Here is an 18,292-nt window from a genome sequence, read left to right on the forward strand (position 1 = left end):
AGGCAGGAGCGACTACTCATCAAGGGCCAGGCGGCAACACTGCCGACCATGAGCCCGGATACATTAGCGCAAGCACGCTTTACCGCTCATCGCTCGTGGTTGCAGGAGATGGGCTGACCATACAAATCGTTTGGCGACGACTGAGTGACGGCCTTTGAGCCAATCAAACAGAGATCTTCAAATGAATCGATACATTCCCCTCACTGGAATCGACCTGGTTCCGGCTTCCCTGCTCATCGACACCGAAGCTCCACTCGACGTATTGCAAGCCGCCGCTGACTACCGAATTCGCGCAGTTACTCAGGTACTGGAGAACATCGCCTTTCGTGCCGAGATTGGTTGCGACACGGTGGTGTTGTCGGACTTCTCCAAACTGCTGGCCATTCCGTTGCGCGACGGCTGTGACTTGATGGATGTGATTGGTCGGTGATTGCGGGCGCAGACGAAGGAGTGAATGAAAACGGGCGCTGAAGGCGCCCGTTTTTTGTTCAACTATAAAAAGATCTGACATCGCTATTCTGCGGTATGACTCTTGCCCGCTATCGGCCAAAAACCGCCACCCACATTACCTGAGCAAACACAGGCAATTCAGCTTCGCGCAGAAGAAAGCCGCAACCCAACCTACACGGAATTGCGCTTTCGCCGCGCTTCTTCATTCTCCGCCAACGCCTGTCGAACAAGCGCCCTCGCCGCCCACGCGGCGGTGTCGAGTGATTCTTCGATGCTCGCGCCACTGATATCGCGCACGGCGATCAACGCCTCGGTGCCGATAACGATCGACAGCGCCTGCCTCAGTCGCTTGCGTGCGCGGGGCGAGAGCACGTCCTTCAGCGAGTCGACGATCGGTTCGATGTAGCTCATCCGGCGGCCTGGTCGCAGGGGCTCGTGGGTCTCGCTGTCGAGCCACACCGACATGAACGAACGCTCCATCACGTGCAGGCCGATCTCGTCGTCGATCAAGAGTTTGTTCAACGCGTTCGCGGCCAGGCCAATGCCCTTGACCGGGTCGTCTCCCGGTCGCCAGAAGCTCTCCAGCGGCTTCATTTCACGATCCGCCGCCGTCTCGCTGATCAATGCCTCGGTCGAGGGAAAGTAGCGATAGGCCGTGGCGCGCGAGACCATCGCGCGCTCTGCCACTTGCGCCACCGTCGGGTTTTGGCCCTCGTCGCGCAAGGCGATGGCGGCATCGATCAGCGCCTGACGCGTTCGCAGCTTCTGGTTGGCGCGGCCTTGCGGATCGCCGCCGGGTTCAGACGGGGTTGACTTCGGGATCGACATGGAATATATGAGACTCTGTCTATTCATGAGACTTGAGTCTCATAATAGGCACGTGACAATCAACCGACAAGAGGTCGCCCGTTATATTTCAGCAACTGAGCGCGCCTCTGGGCGCATGAGGTGAATGCCATGAATCACAACCCCCGTTCACGGACCTGGTTTCGGCTCGCTGCCCTCTACTTCGCCATTGGCGTGATGCTGGGCGTGGCGATGGGCGCTTCCGGCGACCACTCGCTTTTCGCGGTACATGCTCATGTCAATCTGTTGGGATGGGTGTCGATGGCCCTGTTCGGCATCATCGGCACAGCGCACCCGTCAATCACCGAAGGGCGCGCGGCTGCCGCACAGTTCTGGATGTACAACATTGGCGTCCCGGTAATGCTTGGCGCACTGACGCTGCGGCTCAAGGGCGTCGCGGCCATCGAGCCGTTGATTGGCGTCGCCTCCATTCTTGTTGGTTGCAGTGTGCTGCTGTTTGTGTGGCTGGTGTTTTCGCGCATCGGTGTAACGGCTATGGGTCTGAGCAGCGCAACACGTGAATCGCGCGCGTCTTGAGGTCAGCCGTTTTTCGGCAGCGTATCGATGCGGGGTGAGGCTCGTCCCGGATCGATAGCTGCCCTTCGCAATTGGCAAATACGGTCAGGCGCTTGCGTTCGGCTTTCGTGAGATTCGGCTCACAGGCCGTACTGCAAGCACGCCCCGCCGCGGCCCGGTGTGTCAGTCGTTTCTCCGGAACGGCCATGATCATCATTGCGGTCGTTTTGCTCGGCGAGCAGCTGCTGGGTTAAGCCAGTGACAAGGCCAGCATTGCACAGCGCTTTTGCCCCACGCCAACACTGCACAGGTTGGCGAACGAGAGTGGCATTGCCGCCACTCTCCATCGGCGCTGGCACCTTCCGCAACGCCTGCTTACCGAGCGAGGATCGAAGCTGTCGAGTGGGTCATTCTCTCGATCAGCGAGGCGACGTCCTTCGCACCAAAACAGCGGAATTTAACGCTGCCAACGTCGGTGTCCAGTCGGACGATCTTCGTGACAAACCCACCTTCCACGCTGACCTTGCGGACCAATGCCAGCGGGAGTTCAATATCCATCGTTCCATCCTGAATGGCACGGTTCAGGGCATTGGCGCTCAAGCGAACCACGGAGTGAGTCACCTCCACCTTCCCGCCAACCCAAAGTCCACCGTATGCGTGCCTGAAGACCTCAAGCACATCGACCAGCGCGTCCACATCGCCACTCCCCGCCTCGTCGTACAGATCGCTCACGGTGTCGTAGTCCACTCGGGCGTCAGGCACCAGAAAATTGACTAGCTTCGATTTCAAAATCTCTTCGACCATCTTGGTGTCTCCTTGATATGAGTAGCAGTCCTGTCAATCAGACACCTGCTGTGCACTGGCGCCGAGTGCACGGGGTGATAATGTAGCGCGCCGAATGGAGAGTCCAGACCATGCGCCAGGTTCTTCTCGTTGGCCAGGATGGCTGCACCGAAGCGGATGAACGTTGAGCTGGCAAAAAAGCAAAATTGCCATGTGTTCCACTCGTTAGTTCATACGTCGCAGTTCTCACTGCCCGTTTCTATCTGTCTGGAGTTCTCTCAATGCCCTCGCCCAAATCCGTGCCCGCTGCGCTGCTGGGGCTGGCGCTTGCCTGTCCGGCCATGGCCGAGGAAGCCCAAGGCCTGGAGCTGGGACAGGTGCTGATTCAGGCTGAGGAGCAGCGCGGCGAAGACCAGACGATCGAGGATGCCGAGGCCCGGCTTGCCCAAGTGCCCGGCGGCACCAATGTGGTCGATATGCGCCGCCCCCTTCAGGGCCGCGTGGCCAGCAACCAGGATGTGCTGGCCTATCAGCCGGGGGTCTATGCCCAGTCTGCGGGCAATGAAGGGGTGAAGATTTCGATCCGTGGCTCGGGGATCAACCGTGCACCGGGCGCCCATGCTTCGGGGCTGTACGCCATGCTCGACGGCCTGCCGCTGACTGGCCCGGGCGGCACGCCCTACGAGTTGCTGGAGCCGCTGTGGCTCGATCATGTGGAAGTGCTGCGCGGCGCCAACGGTTTCGACAGGGGCGCCCTGGCCTTGGGCGGAGCCATCGATTACATCAGCCACACCGGCTACGACGCACCGCTGTTGCAGGTGCGCTACGCCATGGGCAGCCACGGTTATCAGCAGCGCCAGGTCAGTTCCGGGCAAGTGCTGGGGGATTTCGACTACTACGTGTCCACGACCGATGCGCGCGCCGACGGTTATCAGGATCATACGGCCAGCGAGAGCCAGGGCGTCATCGCCAACTTCGGCTATCGCTTCAACTCGAAGCTGGAAACGCGTTTCTACCTGCGCTATCGCCAGACCGACAACGACCTCGCCGGGCGGGTGACCAAGCACTCCATCGAGCACGACCCACGGGCGGCCAACCCCGCTTACGTGACGCGGGATGACCGTCGCGAACAACCGGGAAGCACCTTCTTCGGCAACAAGACCACCTACTACATCGATGACGATTCGAGTATCCAGACCGGCCTTGTCTACCACGACTACCCGATGGATTTGCGTGAGGGCCCCAACCGCTTGAAGGTGGCGTACACGGACGTCAGCGGCACCTTCGACTATAAGCGTCGCGACACCCTCTGGGGCCTGGAAAGCCGTAGCACGCTGGGCCTGCGCGTGACGAAGCACCTGCCCAATGCCGGCGCCAGCGAATCAGTGCGCATCCCCACCGGCAACACCGCCGGCTATGCGCCGGGCACGCCCATTCGCAACTTCACCTACCAGGGTTCGGACACGGTCTTGCATATGGGCAATGACCTGGAAATCGCCGACGACCTGTGGCTGACCACCGGCCTCGCGGCCATTTACACCCGCCGCGAAAGCGCCGTGACCTTCCCGGAAGGTGGCGGCAAAACCAGCCTCAACGACTGGGACTACGCACCACGCGTGGGCCTGCGCTACCAACTCACACCGGACTTGCAGCTGTTCGGCAATCTCAGCCGCTCGGTCGAAGCGCCGCACCCGTGGTCGCTGATCTACAGCTCCAACATTCGCTTCCCGGCAGGCAGCGGCGTCGCCACAGGCGCCCAGCGCGACCCGATCAAACTGCAGAACCAGACCGCGACCACCCTGGAACTCGGCGGCCGCGGCGACAGCAGAATCGGTCAATGGAGCCTGGCCTGGTACTACGCTCAGGTGCAGCACGAATTGCTCTCGGTATTGCCGGATGCCAATGCCGTGACGCCTTACGAACTCAACGCCAGCCCGACCGTGCACCAAGGCGTGGAAGCCAGTCTGCAAAGCAACCTGTGGTCGTCCGGCGATGGCGGTCAACTGAGCTTGCGCCAGAGCTACACCTTCAGCGACTTCCACTACCGCGACGACGACCGCTTCGGCGACAACCGCCTGCCGGGCTTGCCGATGCACTACTACCAGGGCGAACTGCGCTACGACTGGCCCCAGGGTTTCTTCGCCGGGCTCAATACGCAGTGGGTGTCGAAAACTGCGGTCGATTACGCCAACAGCTACTACGCCGACCCTTACGCACTGTTCGGCGCGACTGTGGGTTACAACGACCCCAAGGGCGACTGGCAGACCTGGCTGGACCTGCGCAACTTGACCAACAAGCACTACGCCGCCACCGTCACGCCGGGCTACGACGACAAAGGTCTGGACGCGGCACGGTCGACGCCGGGCGAAGGTATGGCGGCGTATGTCGGGGTGTCGTGGAGTTTGCGCTGAGGCCCGGGCGCGTTCTTGAGTCGGTCCTGACTATGCCGACGACACTTTTGAGCTGAGACGTTTCAGCGACTGCCGCGATAATCGAACGCTAAACCCATGAGACATCGAGGTTCAGCATGACAAGCGCCGCGACAGAGCAGGTCAGCCCGCAAACCCTGAGAAAAGTGATTGTCGCCGCCGGCATCGGCAATTTCGTCGAGTGGTTTGACTTTGCCGTGTACGGCTTTCTGGCGACGACCATCGCCCAGCAATTTTTCCCCAGCGGCGATGCCAGCGTTGCGCTGCTGAAAACCTTTGCGGTATTCGCCGTGGCTTTTGCGTTTCGGCCTCTGGGCGGGATTTTCTTCGGCATGCTCGGTGACCGGATCGGTCGCAAGCGTACCCTGGCGATGACCATCCTGCTGATGGCGGGGGCGACGACCCTGATCGGTTTGTTGCCGACCTACGCCGCTATCGGTGTCACGGCACCGGTGCTGCTGAGTCTGATCCGCTGCGCCCAGGGTTTTTCCGCAGGCGGCGAATATGCCGGTGCCTGCGCGTACCTGATGGAGCACGCGCCCAGCGATAAAAGAGCGTGGTATGGCAGTTTCATTCCGGTGTCGACCTTTGCCGCGTTTGCATCGGCAGCCGTGGTGGCTTACGCACTCGAGGCGTCACTGTCGGCCGAAGCCATGGGCAGTTGGGGCTGGCGCCTGCCGTTCCTGATTGCCGCGCCACTGGGCCTGGTCGGTCTTTACCTGCGCTGGAAGATGGATGAAACCCCGGCGTTCCAGGCCGTCACCCAACAACATGCTGTCGCGCATTCCCCGCTCAAGGAGACCCTGCGCAACCATGGCTCGGCCATCTGCTGCCTGGGTGCGTTCATCTCGTTGACGGCCCTGTCGTTCTACATGTTCACCACCTACTTCGCGACTTACTTGCAGGTCGCGGGCGGCCTGAGTCGCGCAACGGCGTTGCTGGTGTCGCTGATTGCACTGATCTTCGCCGCACTGATGTGCCCGTTGGCCGGTTTGTTTTCGGACCGGGTCGGGCGACGCATGACGGTGATGACGGCCTGCGCGCTGTTAATCGTGGCGGTGTATCCATCGTTCATGATGGCCAGTTCCGGCTCGTTCGCAGCCTCCATCGTTGGCGTCATGCTCCTGGCGATTGGCGCCGTGTTGTGTAACGTGGTGACCGCCGCCCTGCTCTCGGAAACCTTCCCGACGCGCACTCGCTACACCGCATCGGCGATCACCTACAACATGGCCTACACCCTGTTCGGCGGCACCGCGCCGCTGATGGCGACCTGGCTGATCAGTACCACCGGCAGCAATCTCTCGCCGGCGTTCTATCTGATTGCGATTGCAGTGTTGGCATTGGTTGGCGGCCTGGCGTTGCCGGAAACTTCGAAGATCTCCCTGCACGATGTTTCATCGGGTGAGAAGCAAACAGAGGTGCCGGCGGTGGCACGAGGGTGAAACTCACCCTCGTGGTTTGTTTAACCCGGCTAACCCCTGAGCGCCGCTTCAATCGCCGCGACGTCGATCTTGCCCATCTGCATCATCGCCTCAAATGCACGCTTGGCCGCGGCGGGATCGGGATCAGTGATCGCCGCCGTCAGCACCCGAGGGGTGATCTGCCAGAACAAACCCCACTTGTCCCGGCACCAACCGCAGACATTTTCTTCCCCGCCGTTCCCCACTATCGCGTTCCACAAGCGGTCCGTCTCGGCCTGATCGTCGGTCGCCACCTGGAACGAGAAGGCCTCGTTGTGCTTGATCGACGGCCCGCCATTCAGCCCGAGACACGGGATGCCCATCACCGTGAACTCCACCGTCAGGACGTCGCCCTTCTTGCCCGCCGGATAGTCGCCGGGCGCGCGGTGGACAGCATTCACCGCGCTGTCCGGAAATGTTTCGGCGTAGAAAGTCGCGGCGTCCAGCGCGGCGCCGTCATACCACAGGCAAATCGTGTTTTTGCTGAGCATTTTTGTTCTCCAAAAGAATGTGGCGGTTTTCCTAGTCAACGTCTTCGAACGTTCCCGTACGTACTTCGCCGCTGCGTTCGTAGCGGCTGATCAATACACCCGCTGGCGTGGTGATCGAGTGCACCAGGGTGAACGCCGACGCCAGTGCATCGTCGCCAAACAAGCGCTTGCCGCGCCCCAGGACCACGGGAAACGTCATCAGCCGCAGCTCGTCGACCAACCCGGTGGCCAGCAATTGGCGCACCAGATCACTGCTGCCCTGGGTCAACAAACGTGGGCCGTCCTGCTGCTTGAGCACGCGTATCGCGTCGGCAAGGTTGCCTTTCAGTGCATGGCTGTTCTGCCAGTCGAGCGTATCGGGTCGATGCGTGGCGACGTGCTTGGCCACGCGGTTGAACAGGTCGCCGATGGGATGATCGTTTTTGTCGGGCCAATACGCCGCGAAAATGTCGTAGGTTCGGCGCCCCAGCAGTAACTCGAACGGCTGCGAGAACAGTTCGTTGATGGCTTGGCCGGAGGCTTCGTCGGCGTAAGGCACGATCCAGCCACCGAAACGGAAATCGCCGTCGGGATCCTCTTCGGGTCCGCCGGGTGCTTGAATAACGCCATCAAGACTGATGAAAGCGGCAACAGTGAGCGTGCGCATGGTCTTCTCCCGGTTGGTCTTCGTGACAGCGCTCTTGCAGGAAACACCGACGATCAGGCGCATTCCTTAACCGTAGTCGAACGAGACGCCGGGAAATCGACAGTGCGATATACGGATGACGAGCCCTGCGAAAAACAGTCTTGAACGCTACAATCACAGCCCTCTCCCGCAGATCAGGCAGACCCGTCCGGCTATGGCGCTCGACCCTCCAACGATGTTGACACTCTCTATCGCCCTCGCAGCAGCCGCCGCGCTGTATCTGGCGATCGAGTGGCGCAGCATTCGCGAACCCTCGCTGCTGTTCTGGAGCGCAGGATTTGCCACGATCACCGTGGGTTCGACCCTCGCCTTGCTGCGCATCAGCGGCCTGTTGCTGATCGGTATCTGGTTCGCCAACGGCCTGTTGGTGACGGCGCACTTCCTGTTCCTGTTGGGCGTCGCGCGTTTTACGCAGGTGCGCCTGTCTCGCGCCTGGTACCTGATTTTTGCAGCCTGGTTTGCCATGCTGTTGCTGCCGGACGAAGCGTCGTGGTCGAAGCTCATGCTGGTGGCCAATTCGCTGCTGGTCGCCCTGCCGACGCTCAGGGCCAGCTTCCTCTTGCGTCCTCATGGCAAATCTTTGAGCGTGGGCGCGGTGCAACTGCGTTATGTGCTGCTGACCCACGGGCTGTTCTATCTGGCCAAGGCGATATCGGTGGTCGTGCCAGGCACGCTGATCGATCTGGCGGCCTTTCGTGGCGAGATCATCCAGATTTCGCTGGTTGAGGGCGCGATGGCGATCATGCTGATCGCGCTCTCGATGACCGGTACCGAGCGCTACCGGCGGGAGAAACGGATTGAACGACTGGCGGCACGCGATCCGTTGACCGCCCTGTACAACCGCCGCGCCCTCGAAGTGCGGGCACCGCGCCTGCTGGAGGACGTCTCGGGCACGCGACCGGGCGCGCTGCTGCTGATCGACATCGACAACTTCAAACTGGTCAACGACCTCTACGGCCACACGGCCGGCGATCGACTGCTGGTTTCGCTGAGCGAGATGATTCGCGCGGTTTTGCCCGGCGGTGCACTGGCGGCCCGGCTGGGCGGTGACGAGTTTGTGATCCTGCTGAATGACGCATCGAGTGAGCGAGTCGTCGGGTTGGGCAACGCGCTGCGGGACCGGTTTCACCAGGCCGCCGCACAGGCATTTACCACGCCTGAACCGGTCACCTTGAGCATCGGCGCCAACCTGTTCGACCAGCCGCCGGCGAGCCTGGCCGCCCTGATCGAGCAAGGCGACGCCGCGCTTTACGAATCCAAGCGTGGCGGACGCAACAGCCTGCGCCTGGTGGATCGGACCCTGAGCGACGAGCTGTCACCTACCCGCTGACTCGCCAGTTGTGTTGATACGCCTGTATGAGTGATAGGTTCACAAATACTGCGTATCTTGTCCGATACAAAGCGATCCAATGCGGCCATTTGCGAGCCGCTCTCGTCAAGGAAGAACAATGATCACTGCTTCAACTTCGACTTCAACGAATGCGGCGATGTCGGCCTACACCTCTGCCGCCGAGGCGAAGGCTGCGGCGGCTGCGCAACAGCAACGCGTGGCTCAGGATGAACCGGCCAAGACACCGAACGACGATTCGGTGAGCCTGTCCAGCAGCTCCACCGCTTACAGCAATTCGATCACCGGCAACGCGCCGTTCTTTCCGGTGCGTTCGGGCATGAACGCTGACGCCCTCGTCCTCGGTGCCTCCAAGCCTGGCGCGGTCTCCAGCTCCAAGGACAAGACGTTTGCCGAAGTGGCCGTGGATGCCCGCAAGCGCATGGATGAAAAATACGCGCTGATGAAAGCCAGCGGCAAACCGTACACCAGCAGCGATGAAGACCGGAATGCACTGATGGGCGATCTGGATCGACGCTCGCTGAACGCCGTCGCCACCAATCAGGGCGGGACCTTCACCGCAGAGGAACAAGCCTCGGCACAAGCCTTGATGCGCCAACAGGCGCGCCTCGCCACCGGTTACTACAGTGGCCCGGCGGACCAGCAAAAAAACTGGAAAGACCCGTTTATCAACGACCCTTACGGTCGGGCCCGCGCCGCCCTGGATTTCATGGACAACATGAGCCCCGAAGAGAAAGCCAAGCCTGAGTGGCTGTCCCAGCATTTGTCGCTGGAAGCGGCGCTGAATCAGAGCTCGAGCCTGGACCCCGCCGAGAAGAAGACCGGGCATTTCCACAACCTGGCTGAAATCCTCGCGGGTGTGGTGACAGATGGATCTGACAACGAACAATCCGGCTCAGCCAAAAACACAGATCCGAGCGTCGGGATCATGAAAAAGCTGCAATCCCTGGTTTCGTGACACCGCCGACCCTGTAGGAGCCGGCTTGCTGGCGATTGGGCCTTGGATATTGCGTTGATTGCGTGGGCCTCATCGCTGGCAAGCCAGCTCCTACAGGTTCTGAGGTGTCTGGTCGGTGGCATTCACAACGCTGATGCCTGTCGAAGAACACAGCCCCTGTAGGAGCCAGCTTGCTGGCGATTGGGCCTTGAATATTGCGTTGATTGCGTGGGTCTCATCGCTGGCAAGCCAGCTCCCACAGGTTCCGGGGTGCCTGGTCGGTGGCATTCACAACGCTGATGCCTGTCGAAGCACACAACCCCTGTAGGAGCCGGCTTGCTGGCGATTGGGCCTTGAATATTGCGTTGATTTCATGGGCCTCATCGCTGGCAAGCCAGCTCCCACAGGTTTCGGGATGTCTCGTCGGAGGCATTCACAACACTGATGCCGCTGGAAGAACACAGACCCTGTAGGAGCCGGCTTGCTGGCGAAGCAATCCGGACTTTTGCGCAGCCCTTGAGGCCGCCATCGCCAGCAAGCCGGCTCCTACAGGTTTGGGGGCTACCCTTCAAAACGTCCCGTGCCTTCGCGGTCGTGCATGTATTGTCGGGTCAGCGGAAACGGCGGCAGCCAACGCTCGCGACGGGTGATCCAGCTTTCATAGGTGGGCGTCAGTTGGTCCGAGGCATCCAGCGATCCCAGGTTCACTTCGACTTCGTCGTCGGTGCGGGCGAAAACCGAGGAGCCACAGCGCGGACAAAAAAAACGCCCGGCATAGTCGCGGGTTTCGCCGGTGATCGTCACCGCACGCTCGGGGAATATCGCGGAGGCGTGAAACAGCGCGCCATGATGCTTGCGGCAGTCGAGACAGTGACAGAGGCCGACCCGGTATGGCCGCCCGGATGCCACAATTCGCACGTTGCCGCACAGGCAACCGCCGGTAAAAGAGTCCATGGTGCGCCTCCTCTGAATTCGTGTGACCGGAAGGCTTATTACGATAGCAGCCACCACTGGTCGCAACGAACTTGCTCTACAGATGCTTTTTACCTAATTTTGAATCTATAGATTCTATTTGAGGTCATGAACATGGCCGTTGCCCTCCAGCAACAAGCCTTCACCAAAAGCCAGTGCGTAACCGGCCTGCGCGCCGCTGTCGGCATTCTCGATAAATGGCGCGCCTCCAGCGATCAGGCCTGCCGTATCCTGCGCATCTCCCGCAGCACCTACACCCGCGCCCGCCAACGCGATCCCGACTGGGCCGTGGCACTGGACGCGGACCAGATGCAGCGCATCAGTTTCGTGCTCAACATCCACGCGGCGCTGCGTCTGGTGTTCGACAACCCGGAAAACGTCTACGGCTTCCCGTCGATGGCTAACGACAACGAATTCTTCAACGGCCGCTCCCCGCTCGAAATCATGGCTCAGGGCGATATGATTTCCTTGTATGAGACCTTCCGGCGCATCGACGTGCTGCGGGGCGCGCAATGGTGAGGCTGAGCGAACTGGCAGCACTTGCCGGCGAGCCATTGCAGGCCTATCGACTGGTCAATTCCAAGTTCCCCCCGGTGGCCTTGTTTGATGACGTGGCGGACGCGGACGAGTTTGAAGTGCTGTATCAGATCCAGGAGCTCACCAACCCGAGACTGAAAAACGAAGTGGGCCGCCTTGAGCTGATTCGCCGCAGTGAAATCCCGTTCGGCATTCCCGGCTGCTCTTATGCGACGGCCCCCTTTACCCACGTCAACCCGGCAGGCTCGCGGTTCAGCGATGGCAGTTTTGGGGTGTTGTATCTGGCGGATACCCTGGAAACGGCACTGGCAGAAGTGAAGCATCATCAGAGCCTGTATTGGTCGAATGTCCCGAGCCTCAACTACGAGCGGTTTGTTTTCCGCGGGTTGTCCTGCTCTTTTGTGGAGGCCGGGATGAAAGATGCGACCTCCCTTTCGATGACGGACCCTGTTTACGATCCGGACGATTACACGCACTCCCGTCGTTTAGGGAAGTCAGTCAAAGAGGCGGGTTGCCCTGGGCTTCGTTACCACTCGGTGCGAATGCACGGCAGTGATTGCTGGGCGCTGATGACGCCGAAACCGGTTTTATCGGTGATTCAGGCGGCGCATTACGAGATGGTCTGGAATGGGCAGGTGACGAGTGTCAGTCAGATTAGTGAGGCTTGATTGCGTTATGCCGAAATGAAAACGGGCGCGTTGATAGGCGCCCGTTTTTATTTGTGTGGGGGGGTTACCAACTGCCGTACGGGATGCCGTATTTTTCGACATAGCGTTTGGACGCCTCGGACTGGGGATAGTAATTGCCGCCGGATTTTCCAAGATGCGGCCCCAGAGGTTCAATCTCGGCTTGGGCGCGTGCAACTTTTACGGCCTTCATGCATTTGTCCGAGACCCAAACCTGTGCGATCCCTCCTGGCGCCAGGCCGACGTAGACCAACGCAATCGTACCGGCAGGTTCGTCTGGTGTCGTCGGGCAAGGCTCGTTCACTGTCGCCCGCATGATTTGCCGGGCTTCTTCAGGTATATCGATCCAGACCCGGTAGGTTTTTGACTCCACCACAGACTGCCAGCGAACATAGATACGCTTTGGCAAATCGGCCCCTACGACTTCCCGAATTCCTCCGGTAATTTGCCCCCAACCCCGAGCGGACTCCATACCGTCTTCCGGCTCGTTTCCCGCCGCCGTTCCGCCACCTGTTCGGCGCAACAATTTGCCGTTGATGTCTTCGACCTGACTGTCTTCGACCCAAACCTTCATGTAATTCGGCTGGTTGAAGCTAAGACTCCACCATTTTCTGGTGAGCTCGCTTTTTGGGAGAGTGTCTGACGCCTGACACCCAGCCACCAACCACAGGCCAAGTAATAAAACCAAAGCACGCATCAAAACACTCTCCAGCTAGAGTCCGGCACATGAGGATGGCGCACACGTACTCCACTTTCAGTCGGCGCGTTGGTATAGCGAATGGTCACACCCCGCTCCCGACTCGCGCCTACAGGATTACTCCAGTTGGCAGACATGTGAACGTATTTGAGCTTCAATATTTTTTCTTCTTCAGCCGTTGGCTCGTAGTTTCCGGAAAGAACCCTGTCGCAAAAAGGCTGTAGTTCAGAAGGCAAGCTGTTAGCGGGATCGTTTTCGTCGATCACACCAAACTGCACACCCTTCTCCCTCGCCAACTTATGCATCAGGTGCAGATACACCACCGACAGCTTGCCACTGACCGGGCGCTTGAGCTGCAACCCTGCATACGCGCGCACCTGTTTGCCCCCCGATGCCTGATCTTCTCTCAGAAGTGGGGTCGGTTTTGGAGTCACGATTTCCAGCATTGCTTCTGGCCAGCCATTGGCTATCCAACTCGCTTTCTGCTGCTGAGCATCACGATAAATCGAAGTGGTTTGAATATCGGTTCCCTGGTGCATCGTAAGGGCCTGCATGGGGCTGACCAACACGCACTCTTCCACTTCTTCCCGGTACCCCCCACCGACATCCGAATGCACGCCGGGAACGGGTATTTCGGTGTGCGCAGGAATGACTGTGCTTAACGCAAAGTTGGCCCGACGCTCGTCCCGTGCAGTCAATTGAATGACATCGGTAAAGTACTTACGGTCAAGGTAGAGCTTGATCCCCGGCGCCACGGGACTTTGAATGTTACCTAAGTTTGTGACCCCTGCGACCGAGGGCACGGTATCAAACAGGCCAATGAAGCCCATGATGATTTCGCTGTTGTACTGGGCATCGAAACTGGAGCTGAAACCCTTGGGGTTGCTGCGAAGCACTTCACCTAAAGGTCCCAGTTTGCAACGTACGATTTCGTTGGCGAAATGTCGGGCAGCGGCGGCGCCTCGACTGAACCCAAAGGTGTCGAATGTGAGCGATGTAATCTCGCCGTCAGGGTTACGATCAATCGCTTCCTTGATCAGTGCTTTCATGGCGATAAACGCTTTTTGTACCTTCCCTGCTACACCTGCATCTCCTCGCCCGGTCGCCGCAGCCCCCAAGCTGTCTTCGGCGGCCGCATCGGTACCGATCCCATCAACGTAGAGGCTGCGCTGTACGAGTTTGGACGACGCATCGCTTCCGGCTACTTCCGATGTCGGGTAGAGCTCGTATAGTTTGAATACATTACTCACATCATTCCCATAACTCCCCTCCGGATCCGCCATATACGGCTTGCAGCTCGCATCTACATCCGCAGGCAAAATCGGATGATGGGCACCACACAGCAATCCTGAAGCCGAGTTGCTCGCATTGTTCAGCGTCCCGTCGAAGAACACGCCAATGCGCAATGCGACGCGGACTTTCTCCTTCGCTGCTGCCGGTGCCTTGCCGTATTTCTCGTACTCGGCCCAGCGTCTGGCGTGGATGTCGACGGGTTTGGCTTCGTCGTATCGGAAGTTTTTCGGGGGGTTGGGTACGTATCCACTCATTCCTTGATCACCTGGCTCCTTGGTGCAACGGGCGCTGAGGGTGCCACTGTGGATCCAATCAAGCAACGCGTAGCCAGATGCCATCACTGGGACAACATGGACCTTCTTCCATGTATTGGTTTCGTCAATGGTCACCATTAATTCAATGAAGTTCTCTTAAAAATTGTGCGGCGTACCATCAGCTCCATACCAAACAACTACACCCCGGAGCACACCACCATGAAACGCCAACTCTTCCTCAGCATCGCTTTCTCGGTTTTTGCAGTTAACGCTTTCGCCGCTTCGTCCGCTCACCCGGTTGTCGCTGAAGGCGGCTCGGATCGTCTGATTGAAAGTCGTGTGGCTGAGGGTGGTTCGGATCGGTTGATCGAAAATCGTGTGGCCGAAGGTGGTTCTGACCGCCTGATCGAAAACCGCGTCGCCGAAGGTGGCTCCGATCGCCTGATCGAAAACCGCGTTGCCGAAGGTGGTTCCGACCGCCTGATCGAAAACCGCGTTGCCGAAGGTGGTTCTGACCGCCTGATCGAAAACCGCGTTGCCGAAGGTGGTTCTGACCGCCTGATCGAAAGCCGCGCTGTATGAATGAATGGCTCTATCGCGGTACTCAACAAGAAGCCCGGCCTAATCAGCCGGGCTTTTTCTTGCGTCAAACAAATGAGTGGCCTTCATTGAGGTGACACCGCAGCACGCCGCTTCGCGTATCGCCCCAACCCGATTTTGATGCCGACCAGCATGGGCGCGGCGACTGCGAAAAGCAGCGTCACTGCAACAAATGCGCTGTCGAACGCAATCACGGTGGACTGACCTGTAACGGTACGACCCAGAAGGCTCATCGCCGCCCGACCCGCAGCCACTGCATCCATTCCTTTGGCCGACAACATCGCTGTCGTGGCAGTCAGCCGTTCGATGACCGCGCCCCCGCCCGGAGTGACGCTGGCGCCAAGGACCACCGAGTTGGCGACAACGTTATGCTCGATCAGCGTCTGAAGCCCTGCGACGCCCATCAGGCCACCCAACTGGCGCCCCGTATTGAAAAGCCCTATGCCGCTGGCGAGGTTGCGCCTGTTGAGGTCACTGAACGCGATCAGGGTGATCGACAGAAACAGAAAACCAAGACCCAACCCGCGCAACAGGATGGCCGCCATCATGTCGTCGGCGCCGCTTTCACGGGTGGAACCGGACAGCATCCACATCGCAACCATGATCATCAGGATGCCGAAGGGCACGGTGGCGAACGGCGGAACGCGGCGAGCCTGCATGAGCCAGGCCGAAATCAGCAACGCCCCGATAAAAAAGGCGCCACTGGGCAACAGCAGCTGGCCGGCATCGGTGGGTGTGAACGCGAGGACTGACAGTGCAAACGCCGGAATCAGGAACGCACTGCCGAACAAGGCCGCACCAGCGACAAAACTGACGATAAAGGCGAAGGTAAAATCGCTCGATTTGAACAGGGTGAAATCGAGCACACCCTGGCCTTTGCTCAACAGTTGCTGGCCTAGAAAAGCCAGCAGCGCGGCGGCACCCATCACGGTCAGCCACAGGATGCGCGGCTCCTCGAACCAGTCCCATCGGCTGCCCTGGCTGAGCACATAGGTAAAACACAACAAGGTCACTGAAATCAGGAACAAGCCGACCCCGTCAAACGGACGATGCCGTGTCTTGGTCGGCATAGGGGCGTCGGTGGTCAACAAAAGTCCACTGGCCGCCAGGGCGAGCGGAACAACGCTGAAGAAAATCCAGGCCCAGGACTGGCTATCGATCAACCATCCTTGAAGGGCCGGCGCGAGGGTGGCGGGCGCGACAACCGCGCCCATGGCGAACAGCGCCTGAAGGATGGGTTGATGTGATCGCGGCCAGGCGCGAAAGATGATCACCTGCCCTCCGACCAGCAGCGTGCCGCCGGCGAAGCCCTGGATAACTCGAAGCGCTACCAGCAGATCCAGCCGAGCCGTCATGGCGGCAACGGCGCACGCCAGGCCCATGACCAAAGTGGCGATGATGAGGGCCTGACGCGGACCGAAACGGCTCACCAACCAAGGAGCCGTCATGAACCCGATCAGCTTGAACGCGGTGTAGCCGATATCCAGCCAGGCGAACTCATCGGGCGTTGCATAGGTATCGCCGATGATGTCGCTGCGCCCAAGCGACAGGACGGTGCCGGCGAGCGCTTCCGTCAACGCGGCAAGCAGGATGCCCGCCATGAGCAGGAGGCCATTCGTCACGCTGGCATTGCCCGGCGTGGCGGTGGCCACCGTACTCATGAGCCACTTCCTTGCGCAACCTCGACCCGCGCTGACAGGCCCGGCACGATGCGGCCCGGCAACGGGTTGTGGGCCAACAGGATTTTCACCGGCACTCGCTGGACGACACGAACAAAGTTGCCGGTCGCGTTATCCGTGGGCAGCAGGCTGAATGCCGAACCACTGCCCGGTGCAAAACTGTCGACCACGCCTTCAAGTGCCTCGTTCGGATAGCCGTCAACCGTGATGCGCACCCGTTGACCGGGGCGAATATGCTCGAGTTGGGTTTCCTTGAAGTTTGCCACGACCCACACATCATGGACCGGCACGATATCGAGCAACGACACGCCCGTCGTCACATACCGACCGACGCGGACCTGGCGGTTACCGATAACGCCATCGACAGGCGCGCGGACCACGGTGCTGTCAAAATCGATCTGGGCGAGATCCCGCGCCGCCTGCGCCTGATTCACCGCCGCAACGGCTGCTTCACGCTCGGTGACCAGCACGGCGATGTGTTGCTGTTGCGCCTCGACCGATGCCGAGGCGGCCGATACCGTCGCCTCGGCTCTGGACCGTGCGGCGGCGGTTTCATCGACCAGGGCGTGGCTGACCGCGTTGCTGACGATCAGTTTGCGGTTGCGATCATGGGTCTTGGTCGCCAGATTCATCTCGGCGGAAGCTGAACGTCGCTGGGCTTCGGCCTGGCGGATCAGGGCCCGTTGAAGCTGGGTCTGGGCATCGACATGACTCAGGCGAGCCTGAGCCGCACTGACATTCGCCACGGCTTGCGCCAGCCGTGCGCGGTAGTCTCGATCATCAATGCGAAACAGGACATCACCCGCCCGGACGGTCTGGTTATCCTCGACCTCTACTGACGTGATGTAACCGGCCACTTTGGCGGCGAGCGAGGTCACGTCGCCGCGCACATAAGCGTTATCGGTGGAGGTCGCGCCGCTGAAAACAGCCAAGGCCCCTCCGGCAGCCAGGACCAGAACGGCGGCGACGCACAGCAATCGGCCGATGATTTTTTTCTTGCTGCGGCGCGTCACGACGACAGGGATTTCGGCGCTTGCGCCGGCGGCAATGGCGGCCTTGTCCTGGAGCGAGTTCATTGTTCTCATTACCTGTTCAATGCCAAAAACCTACAGCAGCCAAAGGGCGGCAGTGGTCTGCCGCCCGGCTAATCGCGCGTCGATCAGCGCGTGTGTGAGGTCACTTGCCAATGGGCGTGACGAGCACCTTTTCATCGGAATCGAGGACGAACACCGCCAGCAAACGCGCAGGTTGGGTATCGCTGGCGTTGGCGCTGACTTCGTGCACGGAGCCCGGCTCCTCTACGAAGTTTTCGCCGACGTTGTAGATCTTTTCCGGCTTGTCTTTGATTTTGATGCGAAACGAGCCTTCCAGGACCGTTGCATAAATGAAGGCCGTTTTCGGATGGGTGTGGGCCGGCGACGCGGCACCAGGCCCATATTCGACAACCACGCCTTTCATGCTCTTGCCGGGGATATTGGGAATGGGCCGGTCGAACACGACCGTCACCTTGCCAGCGGGTTTGTCGCCGGCCGATGCGGTAATCGAGAGCGCTGCGAAAGCAGCGGCCAGAAGATATCGGGTGAACATGGCAAATCTCCTTATGCGTCTGTTTGATGAGGGCGCAACCCG

The 18,292-nt window shown here is 60.0% G+C and carries 19 protein-coding genes; 9 read left to right on the forward strand and 10 right to left on the reverse strand.

The window, feature by feature from the left end; genetic code table 11:
- The first annotated feature begins 181 nt into the window (after window positions 1-181).
- Window positions 182-430, forward strand: coding sequence for a hypothetical protein (locus tag IB254_RS28335; RefSeq protein ID WP_192420705.1), 249 nt, complete (start codon window positions 182-184; stop codon window positions 428-430).
- Window positions 431-621: 191 nt separating this feature from the next.
- Here IB254_RS28335 and IB254_RS28340 read toward each other — a convergent pair whose 3' ends face one another.
- Complete coding sequence (locus tag IB254_RS28340) at window positions 622-1,278, reverse strand: TetR/AcrR family transcriptional regulator (protein ID WP_192420707.1); 657 nt, start codon at window positions 1,276-1,278, stop codon at window positions 622-624.
- Between the two features lie 129 nt (window positions 1,279-1,407).
- On the opposite strand from IB254_RS28340, the gene IB254_RS28345 reads away from it, so the two are divergent.
- Window positions 1,408-1,833 carry a hypothetical protein gene (locus IB254_RS28345; protein WP_192420709.1) on the forward strand — a complete coding sequence of 142 codons (426 nt, stop codon included), beginning with the start codon at window positions 1,408-1,410 and terminating at the stop codon, window positions 1,831-1,833.
- A gap of 354 nt (window positions 1,834-2,187) precedes the next feature.
- Here the strand turns inward: IB254_RS28345 and IB254_RS28350 are convergent, their stop codons facing one another.
- A complete protein-coding gene (locus tag IB254_RS28350) occupies window positions 2,188-2,616 on the reverse strand; it encodes a hypothetical protein (RefSeq protein WP_192420710.1) in 429 nt (142 codons plus the stop codon).
- A gap of 260 nt (window positions 2,617-2,876) precedes the next feature.
- Here IB254_RS28350 and IB254_RS28355 point away from each other — a divergent pair, with 260 nt between their 5' ends.
- Both IB254_RS28355 and IB254_RS28360 read left to right on the forward strand, forming a co-directional pair.
- Window positions 2,877-5,006: a TonB-dependent receptor family protein gene (locus tag IB254_RS28355; RefSeq protein ID WP_192420712.1), complete on the forward strand. Its 2,130-nt coding sequence runs from the start codon at window positions 2,877-2,879 to the stop codon at window positions 5,004-5,006.
- Window positions 5,007-5,122: 116 nt separating this feature from the next.
- Window positions 5,123-6,466, forward strand: a complete 1,344-nt coding sequence (locus tag IB254_RS28360; RefSeq protein WP_192228806.1) for an MFS transporter — start codon at window positions 5,123-5,125, stop codon at window positions 6,464-6,466.
- Between the two features lie 29 nt (window positions 6,467-6,495).
- On the opposite strand, the gene IB254_RS28365 is transcribed toward IB254_RS28360, so the two are convergent.
- Both IB254_RS28365 and IB254_RS28370 read right to left on the reverse strand, forming a co-directional pair.
- Window positions 6,496-6,975 carry a VOC family protein gene (locus tag IB254_RS28365; protein WP_192420714.1) on the reverse strand — a complete coding sequence of 160 codons (480 nt, stop codon included), beginning with the start codon at window positions 6,973-6,975 and terminating at the stop codon, window positions 6,496-6,498.
- A 31-nt stretch (window positions 6,976-7,006) separates the two neighbouring features.
- Window positions 7,007-7,621, reverse strand: a complete 615-nt coding sequence (locus IB254_RS28370; protein WP_192420716.1) for a dihydrofolate reductase family protein — start codon at window positions 7,619-7,621, stop codon at window positions 7,007-7,009.
- Between the two features lie 193 nt (window positions 7,622-7,814).
- Between IB254_RS28370 and IB254_RS28375 the strand changes: the two genes are divergently transcribed.
- Both IB254_RS28375 and IB254_RS28380 read left to right on the forward strand, forming a co-directional pair.
- Window positions 7,815-8,990, forward strand: coding sequence for a GGDEF domain-containing protein (locus tag IB254_RS28375; RefSeq protein WP_192420718.1), 1,176 nt, complete (start codon window positions 7,815-7,817; stop codon window positions 8,988-8,990).
- Window positions 8,991-9,108: 118 nt separating this feature from the next.
- On the forward strand, window positions 9,109-9,966 hold the full coding sequence (locus tag IB254_RS28380) for a hypothetical protein (protein ID WP_192420720.1): 858 nt from the start codon (window positions 9,109-9,111) through the stop codon (window positions 9,964-9,966).
- A gap of 540 nt (window positions 9,967-10,506) precedes the next feature.
- Here the strand turns inward: IB254_RS28380 and IB254_RS28385 are convergent.
- Window positions 10,507-10,899, reverse strand: a complete 393-nt coding sequence (locus IB254_RS28385) for a GFA family protein (RefSeq protein ID WP_192420722.1) — start codon at window positions 10,897-10,899, stop codon at window positions 10,507-10,509.
- 132 nt (window positions 10,900-11,031) lie between these two features.
- Here IB254_RS28385 and IB254_RS28390 point away from each other — a divergent pair, with 132 nt between their 5' ends.
- Both IB254_RS28390 and IB254_RS28395 read left to right on the forward strand, forming a co-directional pair.
- Window positions 11,032-11,436 (forward strand): antitoxin Xre-like helix-turn-helix domain-containing protein, encoded by a 405-nt coding sequence (locus IB254_RS28390; protein ID WP_008037849.1) that lies wholly within the window; start codon window positions 11,032-11,034, stop codon window positions 11,434-11,436.
- Window positions 11,430-12,122: an RES family NAD+ phosphorylase gene (locus tag IB254_RS28395; RefSeq protein WP_192228799.1), complete on the forward strand. Its 693-nt coding sequence runs from the start codon at window positions 11,430-11,432 to the stop codon at window positions 12,120-12,122. The genes IB254_RS28390 and IB254_RS28395 overlap by 7 nt, the downstream gene beginning before the upstream one ends.
- Before the next feature lie 64 nt (window positions 12,123-12,186).
- On the opposite strand, the gene IB254_RS28400 is transcribed toward IB254_RS28395, so the two are convergent.
- Window positions 12,187-12,837, reverse strand: coding sequence for a DUF2931 family protein (locus tag IB254_RS28400; RefSeq protein WP_192420724.1), 651 nt, complete (start codon window positions 12,835-12,837; stop codon window positions 12,187-12,189).
- Entirely contained in the window at window positions 12,837-14,384 is a 1,548-nt protein-coding gene (locus IB254_RS28405; RefSeq protein ID WP_192420762.1) for a T6SS phospholipase effector Tle1-like catalytic domain-containing protein, read from the reverse strand. Before IB254_RS28405 ends, IB254_RS28400 begins: the two co-directional genes overlap by 1 nt.
- A gap of 219 nt (window positions 14,385-14,603) precedes the next feature.
- On the opposite strand from IB254_RS28405, the gene IB254_RS28410 reads away from it, so the two are divergent.
- Window positions 14,604-14,966, forward strand: a complete 363-nt coding sequence (locus tag IB254_RS28410; RefSeq protein WP_008040440.1) for a hypothetical protein — start codon at window positions 14,604-14,606, stop codon at window positions 14,964-14,966.
- 83 nt (window positions 14,967-15,049) lie between these two features.
- Here the strand turns inward: IB254_RS28410 and IB254_RS28415 are convergent, their stop codons facing one another.
- The 3 genes from IB254_RS28415 to IB254_RS28425 form a co-directional block, all read right to left on the reverse strand.
- On the reverse strand, window positions 15,050-16,645 hold the full coding sequence (locus IB254_RS28415; protein WP_192420726.1) for a DHA2 family efflux MFS transporter permease subunit: 1,596 nt from the start codon (window positions 16,643-16,645) through the stop codon (window positions 15,050-15,052).
- Window positions 16,642-17,739 carry an HlyD family secretion protein gene (locus IB254_RS28420; protein WP_192420728.1) on the reverse strand — a complete coding sequence of 366 codons (1,098 nt, stop codon included), beginning with the start codon at window positions 17,737-17,739 and terminating at the stop codon, window positions 16,642-16,644. The genes IB254_RS28415 and IB254_RS28420 overlap by 4 nt, the downstream gene beginning before the upstream one ends.
- A 100-nt stretch (window positions 17,740-17,839) precedes the next feature.
- Entirely contained in the window at window positions 17,840-18,250 is a 411-nt protein-coding gene (locus IB254_RS28425) for a cupin domain-containing protein (RefSeq protein WP_192420730.1), read from the reverse strand.
- Between the last annotated feature and the right edge of the window lie 42 nt (window positions 18,251-18,292).

The sequence above is a fragment of the Pseudomonas sp. PDM03 genome (genome assembly GCF_014852385.1).
GTDB lineage: Bacteria > Pseudomonadota > Gammaproteobacteria > Pseudomonadales > Pseudomonadaceae > Aquipseudomonas > Aquipseudomonas migulae.

Excerpts from the sequence above, each read along its gene's own strand:
- IB254_RS28360 (WP_192228806.1), top strand. The coding sequence starts at position 5,123 with ATGACAAGCGCCGCGACAGAGCAGGTCAGCCCGCAAACCCTGAGAAAA.
- IB254_RS28380 (WP_192420720.1), top strand. The coding sequence starts at position 9,109 with ATGATCACTGCTTCAACTTCGACTTCAACGAATGCGGCGATGTCGGCC.
- IB254_RS28345 (WP_192420709.1), top strand. The coding sequence starts at position 1,408 with ATGAATCACAACCCCCGTTCACGGACCTGGTTTCGGCTCGCTGCCCTC.
- IB254_RS28395 (WP_192228799.1), top strand. The coding sequence starts at position 11,430 with ATGGTGAGGCTGAGCGAACTGGCAGCACTTGCCGGCGAGCCATTGCAG.
- IB254_RS28390 (WP_008037849.1), top strand. The coding sequence starts at position 11,032 with ATGGCCGTTGCCCTCCAGCAACAAGCCTTCACCAAAAGCCAGTGCGTA.
- IB254_RS28385 (WP_192420722.1), bottom strand. The coding sequence starts at position 10,899 with ATGGACTCTTTTACCGGCGGTTGCCTGTGCGGCAACGTGCGAATTGTG.
- IB254_RS28355 (WP_192420712.1), top strand. The coding sequence starts at position 2,877 with ATGCCCTCGCCCAAATCCGTGCCCGCTGCGCTGCTGGGGCTGGCGCTT.
- IB254_RS28425 (WP_192420730.1), bottom strand. The coding sequence starts at position 18,250 with ATGTTCACCCGATATCTTCTGGCCGCTGCTTTCGCAGCGCTCTCGATT.
- IB254_RS28340 (WP_192420707.1), bottom strand. The coding sequence starts at position 1,278 with ATGTCGATCCCGAAGTCAACCCCGTCTGAACCCGGCGGCGATCCGCAA.
- IB254_RS28375 (WP_192420718.1), top strand. The coding sequence starts at position 7,815 with ATGGCGCTCGACCCTCCAACGATGTTGACACTCTCTATCGCCCTCGCA.
- IB254_RS28350 (WP_192420710.1), bottom strand. The coding sequence starts at position 2,616 with ATGGTCGAAGAGATTTTGAAATCGAAGCTAGTCAATTTTCTGGTGCCT.
- IB254_RS28335 (WP_192420705.1), top strand. The coding sequence starts at position 182 with ATGAATCGATACATTCCCCTCACTGGAATCGACCTGGTTCCGGCTTCC.
- IB254_RS28365 (WP_192420714.1), bottom strand. The coding sequence starts at position 6,975 with ATGCTCAGCAAAAACACGATTTGCCTGTGGTATGACGGCGCCGCGCTG.
- IB254_RS28405 (WP_192420762.1), bottom strand. The coding sequence starts at position 14,384 with ATGAGTGGATACGTACCCAACCCCCCGAAAAACTTCCGATACGACGAA.
- IB254_RS28400 (WP_192420724.1), bottom strand. The coding sequence starts at position 12,837 with ATGCGTGCTTTGGTTTTATTACTTGGCCTGTGGTTGGTGGCTGGGTGT.
- IB254_RS28370 (WP_192420716.1), bottom strand. The coding sequence starts at position 7,621 with ATGCGCACGCTCACTGTTGCCGCTTTCATCAGTCTTGATGGCGTTATT.
- IB254_RS28410 (WP_008040440.1), top strand. The coding sequence starts at position 14,604 with ATGAAACGCCAACTCTTCCTCAGCATCGCTTTCTCGGTTTTTGCAGTT.
- IB254_RS28420 (WP_192420728.1), bottom strand. The coding sequence starts at position 17,739 with ATGAACTCGCTCCAGGACAAGGCCGCCATTGCCGCCGGCGCAAGCGCC.
- IB254_RS28415 (WP_192420726.1), bottom strand. The coding sequence starts at position 16,645 with ATGAGTACGGTGGCCACCGCCACGCCGGGCAATGCCAGCGTGACGAAT.